The organism is Labrenzia sp. C1B70, assembly GCF_000475395.1.
Taxonomy (GTDB): Bacteria; Pseudomonadota; Alphaproteobacteria; order Rhizobiales; family Stappiaceae; genus Roseibium; species Roseibium algicola.
This window is the reverse complement of the sequence record NZ_AXCE01000010.1, coordinates 121,691-141,649: the sequence shown is the minus strand read 5'-3', so window position 1 is coordinate 141,649 and position 19,959 is coordinate 121,691. Positions and strand designations below refer to the sequence as shown.

17 protein-coding genes and 1 tRNA gene are annotated in these 19,959 nt (G+C 59.9%); 5 read left to right on the top strand and 13 right to left on the bottom strand.

What is annotated here, in order from left to right:
• Positions 1 to 40: 40 nt before the first annotated feature.
• From Q666_RS46515 to cpdR, 5 genes are all read right to left on the bottom strand, one after another.
• The gene (locus tag Q666_RS46515) at positions 41 to 1,078 is read right to left on the bottom strand and encodes an alpha/beta hydrolase (protein ID WP_081713249.1); all 1,038 of its coding nucleotides are present in this window, start codon (positions 1,076 to 1,078) and stop codon (positions 41 to 43) included.
• A 114-nt stretch (positions 1,079 to 1,192) separates the two neighbouring features.
• On the bottom strand, positions 1,193 to 1,855 hold the full coding sequence (locus Q666_RS46510) for a tetratricopeptide repeat protein (RefSeq protein ID WP_023003532.1): 663 nt from the start codon (positions 1,853 to 1,855) through the stop codon (positions 1,193 to 1,195).
• Between the two features lie 162 nt (positions 1,856 to 2,017).
• The gene (gene ykgO / locus Q666_RS46505; RefSeq protein ID WP_006932207.1) at positions 2,018 to 2,143 is read right to left on the bottom strand and encodes a type B 50S ribosomal protein L36; all 126 of its coding nucleotides are present in this window, start codon (positions 2,141 to 2,143) and stop codon (positions 2,018 to 2,020) included.
• Between the two features lie 149 nt (positions 2,144 to 2,292).
• Positions 2,293 to 2,367, bottom strand: a tRNA-Val gene (locus Q666_RS46500).
• A 149-nt stretch (positions 2,368 to 2,516) separates the two neighbouring features.
• The gene (gene cpdR / locus Q666_RS46495) at positions 2,517 to 2,876 is read right to left on the bottom strand and encodes a cell cycle two-component system response regulator CpdR (RefSeq protein WP_006932209.1); all 360 of its coding nucleotides are present in this window, start codon (positions 2,874 to 2,876) and stop codon (positions 2,517 to 2,519) included.
• Positions 2,877 to 3,320: 444 nt separating this feature from the next.
• Between cpdR and Q666_RS46490 the strand changes: the two genes are divergently transcribed.
• Positions 3,321 to 4,166 carry an N-formylglutamate amidohydrolase gene (locus Q666_RS46490; RefSeq protein ID WP_161633288.1) on the top strand — a complete coding sequence of 282 codons (846 nt, stop codon included), beginning with the start codon at positions 3,321 to 3,323 and terminating at the stop codon, positions 4,164 to 4,166.
• 268 nt (positions 4,167 to 4,434) lie between these two features.
• Positions 4,435 to 5,241 carry a histidinol-phosphatase gene (hisN, locus tag Q666_RS46485; RefSeq protein ID WP_023003537.1) on the top strand — a complete coding sequence of 269 codons (807 nt, stop codon included), beginning with the start codon at positions 4,435 to 4,437 and terminating at the stop codon, positions 5,239 to 5,241.
• Positions 5,242 to 5,271: 30 nt separating this feature from the next.
• Here hisN and Q666_RS46480 read toward each other — a convergent pair whose 3' ends face one another.
• Together Q666_RS46480 and Q666_RS46475 are read right to left on the bottom strand one after the other, a co-directional pair.
• On the bottom strand, positions 5,272 to 6,345 hold the full coding sequence (locus Q666_RS46480) for an alpha/beta hydrolase (protein WP_023003539.1): 1,074 nt from the start codon (positions 6,343 to 6,345) through the stop codon (positions 5,272 to 5,274).
• Between the two features lie 215 nt (positions 6,346 to 6,560).
• A complete protein-coding gene (locus Q666_RS46475; RefSeq protein ID WP_145903916.1) occupies positions 6,561 to 6,980 on the bottom strand; it encodes a hypothetical protein in 420 nt (139 codons plus the stop codon).
• A 274-nt stretch (positions 6,981 to 7,254) separates the two neighbouring features.
• Between Q666_RS46475 and Q666_RS46470 the strand changes: the two genes are divergently transcribed.
• Positions 7,255 to 7,701, top strand: a complete 447-nt coding sequence (locus Q666_RS46470) for an Hsp20 family protein (protein ID WP_023003544.1) — start codon at positions 7,255 to 7,257, stop codon at positions 7,699 to 7,701.
• Positions 7,702 to 7,814: 113 nt separating this feature from the next.
• Here the strand turns inward: Q666_RS46470 and Q666_RS46465 are convergent, their stop codons facing one another.
• The 5 genes from Q666_RS46465 to Q666_RS46445 all read right to left on the bottom strand — a co-directional run bounded on the left by Q666_RS46465 (position 7,815) and on the right by Q666_RS46445 (position 11,718).
• Positions 7,815 to 8,873, bottom strand: a complete 1,059-nt coding sequence (locus Q666_RS46465) for a low specificity L-threonine aldolase (RefSeq protein WP_023003547.1) — start codon at positions 8,871 to 8,873, stop codon at positions 7,815 to 7,817.
• Between the two features lie 43 nt (positions 8,874 to 8,916).
• On the bottom strand, positions 8,917 to 9,501 hold the full coding sequence (locus tag Q666_RS46460; protein ID WP_023003550.1) for a DoxX family protein: 585 nt from the start codon (positions 9,499 to 9,501) through the stop codon (positions 8,917 to 8,919).
• A 43-nt stretch (positions 9,502 to 9,544) separates the two neighbouring features.
• Positions 9,545 to 10,330 (bottom strand): DNA-binding domain-containing protein, encoded by a 786-nt coding sequence (locus Q666_RS46455; protein ID WP_023003552.1) that lies wholly within the window; start codon positions 10,328 to 10,330, stop codon positions 9,545 to 9,547.
• 1 nt (position 10,331) lies between these two features.
• Positions 10,332 to 11,228: a DUF692 domain-containing protein gene (locus tag Q666_RS46450; protein ID WP_023003554.1), complete on the bottom strand. Its 897-nt coding sequence runs from the start codon at positions 11,226 to 11,228 to the stop codon at positions 10,332 to 10,334.
• A gap of 190 nt (positions 11,229 to 11,418) precedes the next feature.
• Complete coding sequence (locus Q666_RS46445; RefSeq protein ID WP_023003557.1) at positions 11,419 to 11,718, bottom strand: DUF2282 domain-containing protein; 300 nt, start codon at positions 11,716 to 11,718, stop codon at positions 11,419 to 11,421.
• Between the two features lie 668 nt (positions 11,719 to 12,386).
• On the opposite strand from Q666_RS46445, the gene gltB reads away from it, so the two are divergent.
• Both gltB and Q666_RS46435 read left to right on the top strand, forming a co-directional pair.
• Positions 12,387 to 17,063 (top strand): glutamate synthase large subunit, encoded by a 4,677-nt coding sequence (gltB, locus tag Q666_RS46440; protein WP_023003559.1) that lies wholly within the window; start codon positions 12,387 to 12,389, stop codon positions 17,061 to 17,063.
• A 91-nt stretch (positions 17,064 to 17,154) separates the two neighbouring features.
• A complete protein-coding gene (locus tag Q666_RS46435; protein WP_031270545.1) occupies positions 17,155 to 18,585 on the top strand; it encodes a glutamate synthase subunit beta in 1,431 nt (476 codons plus the stop codon).
• A gap of 78 nt (positions 18,586 to 18,663) precedes the next feature.
• Here the strand turns inward: Q666_RS46435 and Q666_RS46430 are convergent, their stop codons facing one another.
• Positions 18,664 to 19,941 carry a GDSL-type esterase/lipase family protein gene (locus Q666_RS46430; protein ID WP_031270546.1) on the bottom strand — a complete coding sequence of 426 codons (1,278 nt, stop codon included), beginning with the start codon at positions 19,939 to 19,941 and terminating at the stop codon, positions 18,664 to 18,666.
• Positions 19,942 to 19,959: the final 18 nt, after the last annotated feature.

Sequence of the window (19,959 nt, the reverse complement as noted above, 5' to 3'; positions counted from 1 at the left end):
ACAAACCGGATGACGAAAGGCGGCTTCAAGGCCGCCTTTTTCATGCCGTGCGCAATGTCCCGGCCCTGGCTTCAGCCGCTCCCGTCTTGTCCTCTGACGCCTCTATCCGCGCCACTAGTCTGTCGATACCGGACACGATTTCATCTGCATGTGTATGCTGGGGCATATGACCGGCCGCGCCCAGCATCAGCAGCTCCGCATCCGGCAGATCCTGCAAAAGGCCCTCACAATGGATCGACGGCCAGACCACCGTATCTTTCGTACCCGTGATGATCAGCGATGGCTGCCCCAGCTTTCCATACTGCCGGGACTGTTGCCGGACAGCTTCCTTCAGGCTGCAGATGTCCGCCGCGTTCGAGCGGAAGCTTTCGGGACGGAAAAGCAGCGGCAGACGGACAGACGCCGCATAGCCGTCAAGTGGCGGATCCGGATGGAAAACATGCTTCAGCATTTGTGGCACCAGCCGCTCGCCGACAGGGATCGTCAGCGTCCGGGCAAACAGCCAGCCGATGACAGGCATCGCGGCAACCTTGTAGTACCAGTTGACCCCGCCCGGCCACACATGGCTGACAGGAGCCAGAAAGACGAGCCCCTTCACCCGCTCCGGTGCGGCAAAGCCCACAGCAGCCGTCACGGCTCCCCCGAGCGAATGCCCCACCACCACTGATGTCTCGATGCCGAGTTTCGCGAGCAATCCGGTAATCAGCTCCGCCTGGCTTTCAGGCGTGTTCAGGCCTGTTCTGGAGCGCTGCGAGAACCCAAGCCCCGGACGATCGATGAAAAGAAGCGAATAGTGCCCCTTGAATGCGCCTTCAAAAGCCAACTTCATGTCGTAGGCGTTGCCACTGGCCCCATGCAGGAACACCAGCACAGGCCGCTCGCTGGCCGCCTGTGGCGCAGGAATGAAGTGATAGTGCATCTGCGCTCCGTTCACCTCGGCAAGACTGCCGTCAGGTGTGTAGGTGCGCGAAATCTGCCTTGCCCTGAAAAGCGAGTAGGCGACAAACAGACAGGCGGCGACAAGAAGAGCAATCAGGAACGGGATCATAGCCCGGACATAGCACCGCGCTCGCAGCATTCAAGCCCGGCGGCACAAAGACAGACTGACCAAGCTTACTCAGCTAGGCCTACCTTAGGTGGGCTTACCTCAGGCGGACTTGCCTCAGGCGGACTTGCCTCAGGCGGACTTGCCTCAAGCGGGCTCGCCCTCGGCTTCCTTTTCCAGATCGTTCACGGCCTTGGTAGCATTTTCCAGGCTCGGGTTGACTTCAAGAGCCCTTCGGAACGTCGCCAGCGCTTCGGTTTCGAACCCCAGACGCCGCTGGATGATGGCGAGCCCCGACAAGGCCCCCCAATGACGGGGTTCCAACGCCAGTGTGCGCTCGATATCGACCAGGGACTTGCCGAAATCTTCCGTCATGTAGTGGACTGTCGCACGCCGGTTCCAGCCTTCCGCATAAGTCGGCTTCAGGATGACCACTGTGTCCAGGAGGTCCAGCGCCAACGCATGATCGTCAGCCTGGATCGCCTTGCCGGCCCGCGACATCAGCACATCCACCGTATCACTGCCCGAATCCATCCAGAGCATCTGGATTTCCCGGCTGATACGCTCGGCTTCCTTCGGATTGTCCGATTTGGCCAGATTGGCAAAGAGTTCGTCCAGACGCGACTTCTCGTCTTCCGGATCATTCTCATCGACGACCACCTGCCCGCCGTCTTCTGGAAGATCGTCGGGAAGTGCATTGAAGTCTTCGGCAGAAGGTGGCTCTGCTTCCGGACCGAGATCTGGAACAGGCTGGGCGCTGGCTAGACTGACGCCGGCGAGAAACAGGAGGGCAAACACAAAAATCCGCATCCGACGATTATGGATCGTTGGATGCGGCGGTCAATCCGGGAATTTGACACATCTTCGTGCGCTACGGTGGCAGGGACCTGGCCACCTCTCCCAGCAACAAGATAAAGCCTTGTTCAGGAAGAGATTTTCAGTTCTTCCGCCACGCGATGCGCGGCAACAAGATTAGCCCTGGCGTGCTTTGAAACGCGGGTTTTTCTTGTTGATGATGTAGACGCGGCCTTTACGGCGAACCATGCGGTTGTCGCGGTGGCGGGTCATGAGCGCTTTGAGCGAGTTTTTGATCTTCATGTCACTGTCCCCACAAGGGCCCTGCTTCTTTAAACCAAATGAGCGCCAAAGGCGCTCACGTTTGACTGGATTGGTCTAGAAGCTGCGGCAGGTCCTGCGCCTGTCTTCTGATCAATCCGCGCCTCTTGAAACTTCAATCAGCGCAATAATGGTGGGCGTGACAGGGATTGAACCTGTGACCCCTTCGATGTCAACGAAGTGCTCTCCCGCTGAGCTACACGCCCGAATTTCTCGGTAGTCCGACGCCCCAGCGCCGTGGTGGAGTGCGATATAACGGGGATCCGCAAACTGTGCAACCCCCCTTTTTCACCGAACTGTCAAAATTTCCCCAGCCCGGTTCGCAACCCCTGTTTTCCGCCGCGTCAACACCTTGTCAGGCGGCCAGCATGCGCTCCACTTCCTGGACAAGATCTTTAAGATGGAATGGCTTGGAAAGAACCTTGGCGTCCTTGGGAGCATCCGATTCCGGATTGAGGGCAACGGCGGCAAAACCGGTAATGAACATCACCTTCAGGTCCGGATCGAGTTCCGTAGCCCGGCGCGCCAGCTCGATCCCGTCCATCTCCGGCATCACGATATCCGTCAGAAGCAGAGAAAACGGTTCCTCGCGCAGGCGCTCGTAGGCGCTTCTGCCGTTATCGAACGAAACGACGTCATGACCGGCATTTTCCAGCGCCTTCGCCAGAAAGCGGCGCATGTCATTATCATCTTCGGCAAGCAGGATACGCGGCATCGTAATTGACCAGGTCCTTTGTTCGTGTGGGTTCGGTTCCCTTTCTGCCGGTTATAGCTCGAATTCCACAGAATGATAGGGTGAATTGGATCACGACCCCACGGTGTGGATAGGCTCTTGTTGAGAACGAACCGTCACTTGCCTCGTGAGAACCTGTCGGCTTCTCACGTTGGGGAAAATCGTCGTGGCGTATGCATTCCCGGGCCATTGGTACGGCTATGGCATGCGTGGCATCTGGCCATTCCTGCCCTCGATCACCAGATGTTTCCCCACAGCCGCGGGGCTTTTGATCCCACCAAGGTGGACTGCGCCGCGATTCCTTGGCACCATGGGCCATGGCCTGCACCGGGCGGCAACCAGGACACACCATTGACGGACGACAAGCAGCCTTCTCCACAAGCCTCCTTCGAGGCGGACTTTAACGGCTTCCCAGCGTTTGAAGTTTTGTGTCCTGCGGACCAAAGGGTTCCGTTCGTTTTCAATTCGCCCCATTCCGGCAGGCAATATTCCAAAAGCTTTCTAGCGTCTTCCCGCCTGGACGAAACAGCCATCCGGCGGTCGGAGGATGCTTATGTCGACGATCTGTTTGCTCATGTCGTGCCGCTCGGCGCGCCGCTCCTGCGTGCGCATTTCCCCAGAGCCTACCTTGATGTGAACCGCGAGCCCTATGAGCTCGACCCGAAGATGTTCGACGGGCGTCTGCCGACCTATGCCAACAGCCGTTCGATCCGCGTAGCCGGTGGGCTTGGCACCGTGGCCCGCATCGTTAGCGAGAACCACGAGATCTACAGGCACAAGCTGCCGGTATCCGAAGCCCTCAGCCGGGTGGAGGAGATCTACAAGCCTTACCACACCACATTGCGCCGGCTTCTGGCCCAGACCCATGTCACATTCGGTTACGCGGTTCTGATCGATTGCCATTCCATGCCTTCAAGCGTGAAATGCCAGACCACCGACACGCGGCCGGATTTCATCCTGGGTGACCGCTATGGCACCAGCTGCAGCAGCGACCTGACGGAGTTCGCCTGCTCGGTGCTGAAGGAGATGGGCTACACCGTCTCGCGCAACAAGCCGTATGCGGGCGGCTTCATCACCGAACACTATGGCCGCCCCACAAGCGGTCTGCATGCCCTGCAGATCGAAATCAATCGCGGGCTCTATATGGACGAGGCAACCCACCAGCCGACCCCCGGCTTCGGCGACCTCTTCCACAACCTGCGCCAGTTTGCCCGCGAACTGACCTCCATGCCGGATGCAGCCTTGCCGGCGGACCCCATCGCAGCGGAATAAAATCCCGGACCCAAAAAAAAGGCCGCTCTCAAAAGAGGCGGCCCGAGTCTAGGGAGGAAACGCCCAAGGAGGGCGGTACGACACAACGTATCGCACCGCAATAAAATCGCATTGCACCGCACAAAGGTCAAGCCCGACAGCCCTTTCAAACTGATCAAAGTATGAGCAGTCATTCAGGTTTTGCAGATTCATTTTTTTGCAGAACCGGTTATACAAGCGGCAATTCACGTTGATTTGGGTTTTGAGCGGTTTCCGCAGCCAGGAGGTAATGATGTCGGCAGGGCCTGTTTCCAGTTCCAATTTGTTTGCCCCGTTTCTGGACAGGCTGGCGGAAGCAGCCAGCGGTGCGATCATGCCGCATTTCCGCCAGGGCTTTGCAATCGACAACAAGTGGGAAGCCGGCTTCGACCCGGTCACCATCGCCGACAAGAACGGTGAAACGGCAATGCGCGCCCTGATCAACGAGACCTATCCGGACCACGGAATCCTTGGCGAAGAACACGGTCCGGAAAATCTCGACGCTGAACATGTGTGGGTGCTTGACCCGATTGACGGTACTCGTGCCTTCATCACCGGCTTGCCCACCTGGGGGACGCTGATCGGCCTGCGGACCAATGGCGTCCCGAGCCTCGGCATGATGGTTCAGCCCTATATCGGCGAACGGTTCGGTGGCGACGGCAAGACGGCCTGGTACGATGGACCTTTGGGTGCCAGGCAGCTCAAGACCCGGCCCTGTCAGAAGCTGGAAGATGCCACTATTTTCACCACCACACCGGCACTTTTCAAGAATGGCGAACGCCAGGCGTTCGACCAGATCGAAGCGGCCGTTCAGTTATCCCGCTATGGCACAGACTGCTATGCCTACTGCATGGTCGCAGCCGGGCACGGCGACGCGGTAATCGAATCCGGTCTGCAAGCCTATGATATCGTTGCACTTGTGCCGATCATTGAAGGAGCAGGCGGCGTTGTCACGACGTGGACTGGCGGCTCTCCGGCCGACGGCGGCCAGATCGTTGCGTCAGGCGACCCGCGCCTGCATGAAATCCTCCTGCGGAACCTCGCAAAGGCAGATTGACCGTCCACACGGCCATATCAGGGCGCGGGATCAGCTTTGGGCGCGTTCCAGCGCCTGTTCGGCTTCAAGGCCGGGCACAAAGGCATCGAACGCCGCCCAGAACTGGTCGCGGAAGGCATCGCGTTCCATCATCAGCTCGTGCTCGGCGCCTGCGATTTCCACATAGGCTGCCGCCTTCGCCCGTGCCACGAAGTCCTCGATCATGGGTGTGGAGACGATCCGGTCGTTGCCCGCAGCCAGCACCAGACAGGGTAATTTGATATTCGGCCCGGCCTCCCGCCGGCGCAGCGCCAGCATGGCGCGACCGGTCGCCCCCAGCCAACCGAGAGTGGGAGACCCGACACCCAGCTCCGGCGCCTGTTCCAGCACCTTGTTGAACCGCTCGAACCGCGCCTTGTCCGTCGTTTGCCGGTTGTTTTCGTAAGCGACGGAAATTTCAGCGTTACCCCCGGGCACAAACAACCTGCCAAGTCCGAACATCGACAACAGGCGGGCAACCGGAATAGCAACCTTTTCGATCAGCCAGGACGTCTTTGGAGAGGTTGCCTTCAGGCCCGGGCGGCCAAACAGCCCCAGAGTGAGCTTGCGCAGGATCGACCGGAACCCGGACACCAGACCGGGAAACCATGTTCCCGTCGGCAGGCCCAGCAGCGGCGCTGTCAGCACTGCGCGGTCCAGCATCGTCCGCAGACGGTCCGTATCGGACAGGACAACGAGCGCTCCTGTAGAGTGGGCAAGCGCAAAGTGAGGCCCGGGGTAGGTCGCCAGTGAGACTTCCTTCAGGACGGTGCGCAAATCCAGCTTGTACTTGTTGAAGTTTGAAACGTGCCCGCGTCTGGGGTTGCGTGTCAGACGTTGCGACCCGCCCTGCCCGCGCCAGTCGAAGGCGATGACGGCAAAGCCCCGCTGACGCAGATCCTCGATCACTTCGAAGTATTTCTCGATGAACTCCGCCCGCCCCTGAAGCAGTGTTACCGTACCCTTTCGCCGGGCACCGGCGGCGGGCCAATGCGCATACCGGATCTTCTTGTCGTCCGGCGTCGTGACGAACCCGGATCGCGCCCCTTCAGGCACCGGATTGTCGGGATGGTCGATCAAGGTCATGCGCTGCGAATCACTCGGGTTCGTTGAGAGTTTGTTTTTCAAACAGATAATGGTTTTTCGTCAACAACTCGTCACGCCTGCAGATCCTGCCAGCACCGTCCGGCTTTGTCTTGCATCGTCAAGTGATACTCGTGCCAGGCGCCTCTCACAACAAGCTTCAGGCCGGCTCCCTGGGAAGCCGGCCCTGAAAGTGTCAGACAGCTTGTAGCTGCTGCTTAGTACCAGCGGCGCTGCCAGTGACCACGGTTACCGATCGGATGGCTGCGGACAATGTTGGCATTGCGGGAATCGACCACCAGCCGAACCGGCATGCCGCGCCAGCCCTTTGCCCGAACAATGTACATCGGGCCACGGCGGTCGAGGATCTTGATATGGTCGAAACCGCGGTGACGCAGGCTGCGGCGGATCTGGCGCGGACCCATTTCGTAATGGCGGCCACCGTGACGGCCGTTCCAGTTGCCACCACGTCCGTTACCACGGCGATGATCGACCTTGACCACCAGCTCGGATTTTGCCGGTTCGATCTGGGTCTTTCCGACCAGCGGGGCAGCGGATGCAGTGGTGATGAAACCTGCGGACACCAGCAGAATGGCACCGGCGATCGGGGCGGACAATTTCGAAACATTGGCAAACATCTTCAAATCTCCAGTTTGTTCCGCCAGCGCCGTGCTGACGTTGGATTGAAGATGCACCGGGCCACTTGAACGCAACCGGAAGGCACTGTTCATGTGGCGTTCATGTTTCCACGACGCCCCATATTTCCTGCCTCTTGAAATGAAAATCCGAATAACCAAATCTCTTCATGCAAGCGCCAGACCGGGTTTGCACCGCAGCCTGTCCCGCCAATCCGGGGGACGAAGGACTGCTCAACATCAGTGAAGTATCAGTTGCTCAAGAGAGGACAGACACATGCGTCACTTGGACTTTTCTCCGCTTTACCGCTCCACCGTCGGTTTCGACCGGCTTTTCTCGATGCTCGATGCCGCCGGCAACGAAGCGCCGAGCTATCCGCCCTATAACATCGAGCGCACGGGCGAAAACGCCTACCGCATCACGATGGCCGTGGCAGGCTTCTCCGACGACGAACTGAGCGTCGAAGCCAAGGAGCACACACTCACCATCAAGGGTGAAAAAGCTGAAGAAGATGCCAGCCGGGAAATTCTCTACCGCGGCATTGCCTCGCGCACCTTTGAACGCCGCTTCCAGATTGCCGAACATGTTCGCGTGGAAGGGGCAAGCCTCGAAAACGGCTTGCTGCACGTTGATCTTGTTCGGGAAATCCCGGAAGCCATGAAGCCGCGCAAGATCGAAATCACCAGTGGTGAAACCAAGCAGATCGAAACCACGGCTCACTAACCGCCTGGTTCAACTGCGGCAATCGCATCATCGGGGCGCCTGGGAAACCAGGCGCCTTTTTTGATGTTCCTGCGCGTCCGTCACGACACATTTCGGCACACGAGAGGCGGCCCTCAGACCGTCCCGGACAGCACTTTCAGAAACGCATCGACGTCTTCATCCGTCGTTGCGAAACTGGTGACGAGACGTACACAGACTTCGTCCGATGCCGAGGCGTGGCCTTCGGCGAGGCCCTCTGCCGGCCATTCATAGAGCTTGGCACCGGCTGCCTGAAGCGCTTCCATCTGGCTACGTTTCAGGATCGGGAACAGTTCGTTGGCTTCCACCGCCCAGGCAGTACGCCCTCCGGCCTGCCGGATCCCTTCAGCAAGACGGGTCGCCATGCCGTTGGCGTGGCTTGCGGTCGTCAGCCAGGTGTCATCCTGGAAATAGCCTTCGAACTGGGCCGCCACGAAGCGGCTCTTGGAAAAAAGGTGACCGCCGCGCTTGCGGAAATACTCAAAGGATTTTGCGGCGTCCAGATCAAAGAAAACCACGGCCTCCGCGCACCAGCAGCCGTTTTTGGTGGCTCCGAAGGAAAGCAGGTCCACCCCCGCTTTCCATGTCATGTCGGCTGCCGAACAACCGAGTGTCACAAGCGCATTGGCAAATCGTGCGCCGTCCATGTGAAGCGGCACCGAACGGGACCGGCAGACATCCTTGATCTCGCCTATTTCATCCAGCGTGTAGACGGTGCCGCATTCGGTTGCCTGGCTAATGGAAACGGATGCGACCTGACCATGGTGGACAATACCGTCAGGAACCTGCGCCATCTTTTCGCGAAGGGCATCGGCGGAGAACCGGCCGTTTGGTCCCTTCACGCTCAACAGCTTGTTGCCGCCGGTCATGAACTCGGGGCAATTGCATTCATCAACCTGAATATGCGCACCGGAATGGCAGAAGATCGCCCCGCCCGGCTTGGCACAGGAAGCCAGCGCCAAAGAATTCGCCGCTGAACCGGTCGCCACGAAGAAGACGGCAACCTCACGTTCGAAGATCTCGTTGAACGTGGCGGAGACGGAATCGGTCAACGGGTCGGTGCCGTAGGCCGGCGAGAACCCGTCATTATGGCGGGCCAGCGCCGACATCACCGCCGGAGCCGCACCCGCCCAATTGTCACTGGCAAAATTCATGTGCCGGTTTAATCACTTGGTATCACAACCGGCAACCGATTTTTCAGTAGTACATCTCGCGCTTGCGATAGGACCGGCCGAGCAGCCAGTCCAGCGAGACGACACCCGGCCCCTTGAGCACCGGCACCAGCAACAGGAAGATCCAGAGCAACCGGTCATCGGCGATGATCGCATAGGGTTCACCGTCGAACAGCGCCCCGATCGTCTTTGCATCAGCCCCATGGCCATAGATGTCGACATAGGTCATGACGCAGATGAAGACGATCATGCCGAGGCTTGCGAAGCGGGTGAATAGACCGACAACCACCATCACCGGCAGGACAAATTCACCCCAGGTGCCCAGAAGCACCATGAGACCATACGGGAAGAACGCAATCTGGCTGGTGTCGTAGCTGACCTGCTCCATCATCTTGGGCAGCATCTGCGCATAGGCACCTGCGGTTGGCGTGAAGATGTTCATGATGTTGCCGCCGATTTTCGTCATCGCCGAGTTCAGGAAGAACTGCAGCAGGATCGCGGCAAAAATGAACCGGGCAGCAAGCCCGATGAACCAGCCATTTGTCAGCCGTTCCAGAGCTCCGAACACCATCGTGTAGAGCCTGACAAAAAACCCAATCAGCACACCCATCTAATCCCCCATGATCAAGCGGCAGCCATTTGCCGCGTGCGTGTTAGTCATCCAGTTGCAGGGCGGAAAATGCACCAGCTGCAAGACAGTCCGAAAGGCAATCGGACAAGGAAAAACCGTCGTCGTCCTCCTGAGCCCGGCTTGCCGCTGCTGCAAGCGTCTGCCCTTGCAGGAGATCCATCGTGAAAACAGCCCCGCCCGGACGCAGCAGATAGACATCCACCTCCATGTCCGGACGGGTAATCATTACCGATTGCGGCTCGTCAAGATCGACAGCTTCAGCCTCATCGGGTTCAAACCTGTTGGCTCGCGCAATCGCCCAGATCGGCCAGGCAGATGTCACGACGTGCGCCGCCGGATGCGGTACGAAGCGAACGCGCCCGAGTCTTTGCGGATCGACGCTGCCCAGGATTGCCGGATCGAGAGGCGCGGCATCCGCAGCATGATAGGCCTGGAGCCAAGACCATTCCAGCCGGGCAACATCGCCGAGATAAGGATATGCCTTGAGCGGCGGAAACGCGTCCAAGAAATCGGCGAAACCGGCGCCGTACCAGATCAACACAGGCGACACCGGCGGATGAGCTGTCACGAAGGCCTGGGCAAGCGCCCTGAAATACTCTTCCCCCAACAGCGCCTTCACTGCAGGAAAGCTTTCACCGAGCGCTTCGCACAGGCTGACGATGACGTTGTTGCGGTAGACATTGAATCGCTTCGGCGCCGTTTCTCCATCCGGACCAGTCAGTCCATCGGGCGTTGCCATTTGCGGGTCGAGCAGCGCACGCCCAAACGAGGCGGCATTGACGTGCGGCAGGGCGAGCGGACCACGCATGTCAGACCGCTTGCTTTCTGCCAGCCTCTGCAGGCTGCGCCAGAATGCGGTCCGCGGCTTGTGCCTCGGCAAGCAGAACCGGCCAGGCAGGAACATTGTTGTCCCACTCGATCAGGGTCGGCAGCGGCCCCTGTAAACGAATGACATCTTCATAAAGTTGCCAGACCGCAAGATCCACCTCCCGGTCGTGCGCGTCGATCAGCAGTGGCCGTCCGGCGTCGTCCCGGTCAGGCGCATGACCGCCCAGATGTATTTCGCCGACAGCAGCCATCGGGAAGGCGGCAAGATAATCTCTCGCGGATCTCTCGTGGTTGGTGCAGGACACATGCACGTTGTTGATGTCAAGCAACAGGCCGCAGCCGGTCCGGCGCGCGATCTCGCTCAGAAAATCCAGTTCGCTCATCGTGCTCTGTGCAAAGGCGACGTAAGTCGACGGATTTTCCAGAAGCATCTGCCGTCCGACGGTCTCCTGCACTTCATCTATGTGATCGCACACACGGTTCAGCGTGGCTTCGTCATAGGGCACCGGCAACAGGTCGTTGAAATAAGTCGTGTCGTGCGTCGACCAGGCCAGATGCTCGGAAAACAGTCCCGGTTCATATCGCTTGTTCAGGTCTGACAAGCGCCGCAGGTGATCCTTGTCCAGTGGCTGTTCACCGCCGATCGAAAGACCGACACCATGAAGAGACAGGGGATACCGCTCGCGGATTGCCTCCAGTTGCCGGTGCGGCGGACCGCCGGCCCCCATGTAGTTTTCGGCATGAACTTCAAAAAAACCGATATCCGCGGATGTTTCCAGAATAGCCGCGACATGCTCCGGCTTCAGACCGGCTCCGGCGCGCGCGGGAACAGCCGCCTCGCAGCGCTGAACCGGGTTTGATCGGGTATCGGAAACCATGGAGCCCTCCGGGTGGAATAAGTTTTGTCAGGCAGGCACACTGGCTGAGGACATCTTCAGACTGGGCTGACTGAAGCACCATGGCTCATGACTTTGAAAGGGCTCACACCCTGCCCGCCTCGGCACCAAGTGCGGGATAAGCAGGTGCCTGCCTGACCAGATTGCCGCAGTTGCGGCCGTCTGAAGCCTATCAGGCTTCCGGCAGGTCGCGCGTAAGTTCGGTCAAAGAGCCGTGACGGCCACCAGGAACATCCATCGTCACGCAGGTGCCCTTCGGGACGAGGGTCCAGGCGTTGCCCTGATAGTCGACGGTCGACGTACCGGCGCAAGTCGTACCTGCACCCGCCTTGCAGTCGTTTTGACCTTTCAAGGACACACCATAGCATTTTTCCTTGGCCTGGGCGTGGGCCGGAACGGTTGACGACAGACCCGCAACCGCGGTTGCCACCGCACCGGCAACAATTGCTGCAGACATGGCCTTATGCTTCATCTCGATCTCCTCTCGTCGTTGAAAAATCACTGCGTACCGGCGTTTTTGCTGGGCCGCCAGTCACCCACCGTAGATGACCCTATTGAAGATAAATAGGAAATCAAACGCATGTGACTGTTTTGCGAGCATAACTGCACAAAGTTTAACAAACGCAAGATTCTTACATATTTATCGTCGGTTTTGACCTTTCCGGACGATTGGCACTTTTCGCGCGAAACAATTATAATGCGGCGACGCAGAAACACTCTTGCTCACGACGGCGAAATCTGTCATGTTCGCGCCGCTTGGAATAGGACAGGTATGCTGTCCCAATTATCGCCATGCCCAAAACGGCCCGGACAGGGCGCAGGACAAAAAGGCATCGGTGATAGCCAGGCTGACCACTGGGCGGATCCGGGGAGGATCCGCAAGGAAGCGAGACGGAACGTTTCGGCAGCGGAGGACCGCTGCGTCAATGCGGCGGTTTGCTTTGATAAACGGCCGTGGTTAATACAACAACAGAGCCGGGGCAGGAAAGCCAGGGTTCGCCGGACCGCATTCTTGATGGAATGCGACCCGAACGGAACCGGACGCTCCCAGCCACGGCGGCACTGGGGTCAACAGTGAGGGCGCACATGACGAAGATAGAGCTGACGACGAGCACAGCCATGCAAGCTGGGAGCGTGGACATGAACACCACCGCAACCACTACACTTGCGGAACGACTGAGCACGGCCGCCGACAAAGGGCTCTATAATCCGTCGCGCGAACACGACGCCTGCGGTGTCGGCTTTGTCGCCCACATGAAAGGCGAGAAGTCCCACAAGATTATTGCCGACGGTCTGCAGGTTCTTGAAAACCTCACGCACCGCGGCGCGGTAGGTGCCGACCCGTTGATGGGCGACGGCGCAGGCATGCTGGTGCAGATCCCGCACGCGTTCTTTGCAGAAGAACTCGCGAACGCCGGCACACCGCTTCCCGATGCCGGTGAATATGGTGTCGGTTTCATCTTCATGCCGCAGGACGATGAGCTGCGCGCCAAGTGCGAAGCCATCGTCGAGCGTGTCATTGAAGACGAAGGCAAGGAACTGATCGGCTGGCGTGACGTGCCCGTCGACAATTCATCGCTTTCCAAGGCGCCGGACATTGCTGCCACCGAACCGGTTTCCCGTCAGGTCTTCATCCGCAAGACCGGCGGTGAGGCCGATGCTTTCGAACGCCGCCTTTATGTACTGCGCAAGGTCATCTCGAACCGTGTGCGCGCCGAAACTGATGCGGTTTCGAAAGGCTTTTATATCGTTTCAATGTCCAGCCGGACCATTGTCTACAAAGGCATGTTCCTCGCCTATCAGCTCGGTGCCTACTACGCCGACCTGAAGGACGAGCGCTTTTCGTCGGCCCTGGCCCTTGTCCACCAGCGTTTTTCCACCAACACGTTCCCGTCCTGGGATCTGTCGCACCCTTACCGGATGGTTGCGCACAACGGTGAGATCAACACGCTGCGCGGCAACGTCAACTGGATGGCGGCGCGTCAGGCGTCCGTATCGTCGGCGCTGCTCGGCGACGACATCTCCAAGCTCTGGCCGATATCCTATGAAGGCCAGTCGGACACCGCCTGCTTCGACAACGCCCTCGAGTTCCTGGTCATGGGTGGCTATTCGCTCGCCCATGCGGCCATGATGCTGATCCCGGAAGCCTGGGCCGGTAACCCGCTGATGGACGACAACCGTCGTGCCTTCTACGAATACCACGCTGCCCTGATGGAGCCGTGGGACGGCCCGGCAGCCGTTGCCTTCACCGATGGCCGCCAAATCGGCGCAACGCTGGACCGGAACGGCCTGCGTCCTGCCCGCTACATCGTTACTGACGACGACTTCGTCATCATGTCTTCCGAAGTTGGCGTCTTGCCGGTCGAAGAAGAGCGCATTGTCCAGAAATGGCGCCTGCAACCGGGCAAGATGCTGCTGATCGACATGGACGAAGGCCGGATCGTTTCCGACGACGAAATCAAGCGGCAGCTTTCCACGGCCAACCCGTACAAGGACTGGCTGCACCGGTCCCAGATCGTACTGGAAGACCTTCCGGGCGTGCGCCAGCGCGCGCCGGTAGCCGGTGAAAGCCTTCTCGACCGCCAGCAGGCCTTCGGCTACACGGAAGAAGACATCAAGCTTCTGATGACCCCGATGGCAACCGTCGGCCAGGAAGCCATCGGCTCCATGGGCACGGACACGCCGATTTCAGCGCTCTCCGACAAGTCCAAGCTGCTTTACACCTATTTCAAGCAGAACTTCGCCCAGGTCACCAACCCGCCGATCGACCCGATCCGCGAGGAGCTGGTGATGAGCCTTGTCTCCTTCATCGGCCCGCGCCCGAACATCTTCGACCTTGAAGGCCTGTCGACTTCCAAGCGGCTGGAAGTGCGCCAGCCGATCCTCACCAACGAGGACCTGGAGAAGATCCGCGCGATCGGCGACATCGCTGACAACCAGTTCTCCGCCAAGACGCTGGACATTACCTACAATTCCGAAAAAGGCGCTGTCGGTATGGAAGGCGCGCTGGACGAATTGTGCGAGCGTGCAGAAAAAGCGGTTCTGGACGGATACAACATCATCATCCTGTCCGATCGCCTGATCAGCCGCTCACGCATCGCGATCCCCGCGCTGCTGGCAACCGCTGCCGTGCACCATCACCTCATCCGCAAGGGTCTGAGAACCTCTGTTGGCCTGGTGGTGGAAACCGGTGAAGCGCGCGAAGTCCACCATTTCTGTGTTCTGGCCGGCTATGGCGCGGAAGCGATCAACCCTTATCTCGCGTTTGAAACGCTGCTTTCCATGCATATGGAAATGGACTTCCCGGAGGAAGTCGATCAGGACGAAGTCGTCTATCGCTACATCAAGTCCATCGACAAGGGCATCCTCAAGGTCATGTCCAAGATGGGCATCTCGACCTACCAGTCCTATTGCGGCGCGCAGATTTTCGACGCTGTCGGCCTCGGCTCGTCCTTCGTGAAGAAGTACTTCTTCGGCACGGCAACCATGATCGAAGGCATCGGCCTTGCCGAAGTCGCCGATGAAACCGTTCTGCGCCACGAGCAGGCCTTCGGCGACGTCGCCATCCTGCGCCGCTCGCTGGAAGTTGGCGGTGAATACGCTTACCGGACCCGTGGTGAAAGCCACATGTGGACCCCGGACTCCGTCGCGCTGCTGCAGCATGCAGTGCGCGCGAAGCTCCCGGACACCTATCGCGCCTTCGCCAAGGAAGTGAACGAAAAGAGCGGACGCTACGCGATCCGCGGCCTGTTCCGGATCAAGTCCGCGGACGAAATCGGACGCTCGCCGATCGCGCTCGACCAGGTGGAACCGGCTGAAGCCATCGTCAAGCGCTTCGTCACCGGCGCCATGTCCTTCGGCTCGATTTCGCGTGAAGCTCACACGACCCTGGCAATCGCCATGAACCAGATCGGCGGCAAGTCGAACACCGGTGAGGGCGGCGAGGAGCCGGAGCGCTTCAATCCGCTGCCGGACGGCTCGTCCAACCCGCAGCGCTCTGCCATCAAGCAGGTTGCTTCCGGCCGCTTCGGCGTGACCACGGAATATCTGGTCAACTCCGACATGATCCAGATTAAGGTTGCCCAGGGTGCAAAGCCCGGCGAAGGCGGCCAGTTGCCGGGTCACAAGGTGGATGCGGTGATCGCCAAGGTGCGTCACTCGACCCCGGGCGTCGGCCTGATTTCGCCCCCGCCGCACCATGACATCTACTCCATCGAAGATCTGGCGCAGCTGATCTACGACCTGAAAAACGTCAATCCGGAAGCCGATATCTCGGTCAAGCTGGTGTCGGAAGTGGGTGTCGGAACGGTTGCTGCCGGCGTTGCCAAGGCACGCGCCGACCACATCACGATTTCCGGTTACGACGGCGGCACCGGTGCATCACCGCTGACCTCGATCAAACACGCCGGCTCTCCCTGGGAAATCGGCCTTGCCGAAACCCAGCAGACCCTGGTGCTGAACGGACTGCGCTCGCGCATCGCCCTTCAGGTCGACGGCGGCATCCGCACAGGCCGGGACGTCATTATCGGTGCGCTTCTTGGTGCCGACGAATTCGGTTTCTCGACCGCTCCGCTGATTGCCGCAGGCTGCCTGATGATGCGCAAGTGCCATCTCAACACCTGCCCGGTCGGCATCGCGACCCAGGACCCGGTCCTGCGCAAGCGCTTCAAGGGCACCCCGGAACACGTCATCAACTACTTCTTCTTCGTCGCCGAAGAAGTGCGCGAGCTGATGGCCAACCTCGGCTTCAAAACGATGGAAGACATGATCGGCCGGTCCGACTTCCTCGACAAGGAAGCCGCGATCGATCACTGGAAGGCCAAGGGTCTCGATTTCTCCCGTATTTTCTTCCAGCCGGAAGCAAAACCGGAAGAGACCCGCTGGACCACGCGTCAGGATCATCCGATCCACGACATCCTGGACCGTCGCCTGATTGCCGCTTCCAAGCCGGCCCTGGACAGCAAGGAACCGACAATTGTCGACGAGACGATCTGTTCCGTTGACCGGTCGGTTGGTGCCATGCTCTCCGGTGAAATCGCCAAGCGGTACGGCAACAAGGGCCTGAAACACCCCGACACCCTGAAGATCAATCTGAAGGGCACGGCAGGCCAGGCGTTCGGCGCCTTCGTCGCCCGCGGCGTCACCATTGATCTTGTCGGCGATGCCAACGACTATGTCGGCAAGGGTCTTGCCGGTGGCAAGCTGATCGTCCGCCCGCCGGAGAACACCCGGATCGTGCCGGAAAACTCGATCATTGTCGGCAACACGGTGCTCTACGGCGCAACCGAAGGTGAATGCTACTTCCGCGGTGTTGCCGGGGAACGCTTTGCAGTTCGCAACTCCGGCGCTGTTGCCGTTGTCGAAGGCGTGGGCGACCACGGCTGCGAATACATGACCGGCGGCGTCGTCGTCGTGATCGGCCAGACCGGACGCAACTTCGCGGCCGGCATGTCCGGCGGCATTGCCTATGTGCTCGATGAAGACGGCACATTCGGCTCCCGCTGCAACCTGGCCATGGTCGAACTGGAACCGGTGACCGAAGAAGACGATCTTCTGGAGAAGCTGCACCACCATGGTGGCGATATCGAGCACAAGGGCCGCGTGGACCTTTCCTGCGACATGACCCGCCATGACGATGAGCGCCTGCGCCAGATGCTGACGAAACATCTGGAACTGACCGGCTCGACAAAGGCCGAGGCAATCCTCGACAACTGGACCCAGTACCGGCCCAAGTTCGTCAAGGTGATGCCGGTCGAATACCGCCGGGCCCTGCGCGAAATGGAAGAGCAGCGCCTCGGCATGGTCGCCGCCGAATAATCCGGCCAAACGCACGAACTGGCTCTCGGCCGCATGACGCGGCCGATTGCAGCCACCCTGGACAGACGCATGAAATTTTGAGGAGGTCGCCTTGGGCAAGGTAACCGGTTTTATGGAAATCGATCGGCAGGAACAGAAGTATCAGCCTGCCTCTGACCGTATTCGCCATTTCCGCGAGTTCACCATTCCGCTGAACGACCAGGACGTCACCAATCAGGCGGCCCGCTGCATGGATTGCGGCATTCCGTTCTGCCACGGCCCGACCGGTTGTCCGGTCAACAACCAGATCCCGGACTGGAACGATCTGGTCTACCAGGGCGACTGGGACTACGCGCTCAAGAACCTGCATTCCACCAACAACTTCCCCGAGTTCACCGGGCGCATCTGCCCGGCTCCTTGCGAGGAAGCCTGCACGCTGAACCTGGAAGACATTCCGGTCAACATCAAGAGCGTGGAACAGGCGATAGCCGACAAGGGTTGGGAAGAAGGCTGGATCGTACCCGAGCTGTCCGCGACCAAGACCGGCAAGGCAGTGGCGATCATCGGCTCCGGCCCCGCAGGCATGGCGGCCGCCCAGCAGCTCGCCCGCGCTGGTCACACCGTGCATGTCTATGAGCGTGAGCCGAAGGCCGGTGGCCTGCTGCGCTACGGCATTCCCGACTTCAAGATGGAAAAGCACTACATCGACCGCCGCGTGAAGCAGATGGAAGCTGAAGGCGTGACGTTCCATTACGGCGTCAATGTCGGTGTAACCGTTGCCCTGGAAGAACTGGCAGAGCGTCACGACGCGGTTATCCTGTGCGCAGGTGCCGAACGTCCGCGTGATCCGGGTGTCTCCGGCATGGAACTGGAAGGCTGCCATTGGGCGATGCCGTACCTGGTCCAGCAGAACCGCCGGGTCGGCGGTGAGCCGGAAGGCGACGAGGCCCCGATCTGGGCCGGTGGCAAGCATGTCGTCGTCATCGGCGGCGGCGACACCGCGTCCGACTGCGTCGGCACCGCATTCCGTCAGGGAGCCCTGTCGGTGACGCAGCTCGACATTCGCCCGATCCCGCCGCTGAAGGAAGACAAGCTGGCGATCTGGCCGTATTGGCCGACCAAGTTCCGCACCTCGTCGTCGCAGGCCGAAGGCGCTGAACGTGAGTTCTCCGCCGCAACGCTTGCCCTTGTCGGCGAAGACGGCAAGGTTACCGGTGTCAAATGCGCCCGCGTGGATGAAAAACGCCGCCCGATCGAAGGCACCGAATTCATCCTGCGCGCCGACCTCGTTCTGGCGGCTATCGGCTTCTCCGGCCCGCTGCTGGAAACCTACATCGCCGAAGCCGGCGACAAGCTGGAACTGGATGGCCGCACCAACGTCAAGGCCAACACCGACGATTACAAGACCAGCCTGGACAAGGTCTATGCTGCCGGCGACGTGCGCAAGGGTCAGTCCCTGGTTGTCTGGGCGATCCGCGAAGGCCGTCAGGCAGCGCGCGCTGTTGACGAGTTCCTGACCGGCTCGACCGACCTGCCGCGCTGAACTCTAAATCCGGAAATGAAAAAACCCCGCCGGCAAACGCCTGCGGGGTTTTGTGTTTTTCGGACCTATTTCAAAGGGTCATTCCGATCCCGGGCGCACAGTCACAGAGACGCGGCCTTGCGCATCCTGGCTGGCTGCTGAGCTCAAGCTCTCACGCAAATCGGCACTTGTAGGGGCAAACACGTCCTCAACAGCGGCAGCCGGCGCAGACACTGCAACGGCAGGCATCCGTGGATCGTCCACACGTCCCTGCATGGGTGGCAAGGGTTCGCCTTTGACAAAGAAACGATAGGTCCGGCTGGCCGAATTGATCTCTTCTTCATCCTCACCACCCAGAAGCAGTGCTTCGGGCGACGTCGTTCGTCCGGTCAGGACGATGAAGTTCGGATCATCCTCCACACCTTCGAAAGCTAGCCCGCCATAGCCTCCGAGCAGGCGGGACAGTTCGCGTTCCACGAAGAACGCGACTTTCCGATAGCCTGCCCATGTGAAATCGATCTTGTCGTTCGTGCGCAGACGCGTGTTCTTGCCGTCGACATCGGGTCCGTAAGAGGAAAAGCTGCCGTCTTCAGCCAGGAAGATATCCCATATGTCGACATAGCGGACCCGCCTGTCCTCCGACGCGCCCTGGAAGATCGAGTTGAGCTGCGTGAAATCCGCGTTCACCAGTTCGTCGCCCGTGGGCGGCAGGCCGGCCCACACAAGCGGTTTCTTTTCCTGTCGCACCACACGCACAAGCCCGTCGACCTTCCTGCGGTAGCTCTCCAGCCACTCTGCAGTCATGAATTCAACAGGCGGTTCACCGGAAAAGGATTTACCCAGGTCCTGCCGGCCGATCATCACCACAACGGCCTGAACGTCCGCCCCCCGGATCCTGGAAACCACTTGCGTCGCCCAGTCCGGCGAACCTTCCCCGACAAAGCCTTCCTTGTCCTCGGTAATGGCTTCGACACGGATCTGTGGTTTTTGCGCCAGTGTGTATTTCAACCCGTCGGCGACACCGCGTGCCATGCGGTCCCCAACGACCAGGATCAGGCCGGCATTGGGATCCTTTTCGAGAACGTCGAATTTGGGTGGTGCACCCGCGGGCCGGGAAACCCGCGGCTTCTGCTGTGTCTTTTGCGGCTGCTTTCTGCGCTTTTCACCCCCACCGCCAAATAGCCGCTGCAAAGGAGCAAACGGGTTGAACCCCCGGAAGGGCCCGTTCTGCGCAACCACGATTTCACCGCGCTGCGCGTCCTGTGCGGCAGAGAGTCCGGCAGAGCAGACAACAAGCGCAAGGCCAAGGGATACGACAACCCGAAGCGAGGCGGCGCGTGTCCCCTTCCCTTCCCGTTGCCGTGTCTGAACTCTCACGCTGTGCTCCTGCTGCAG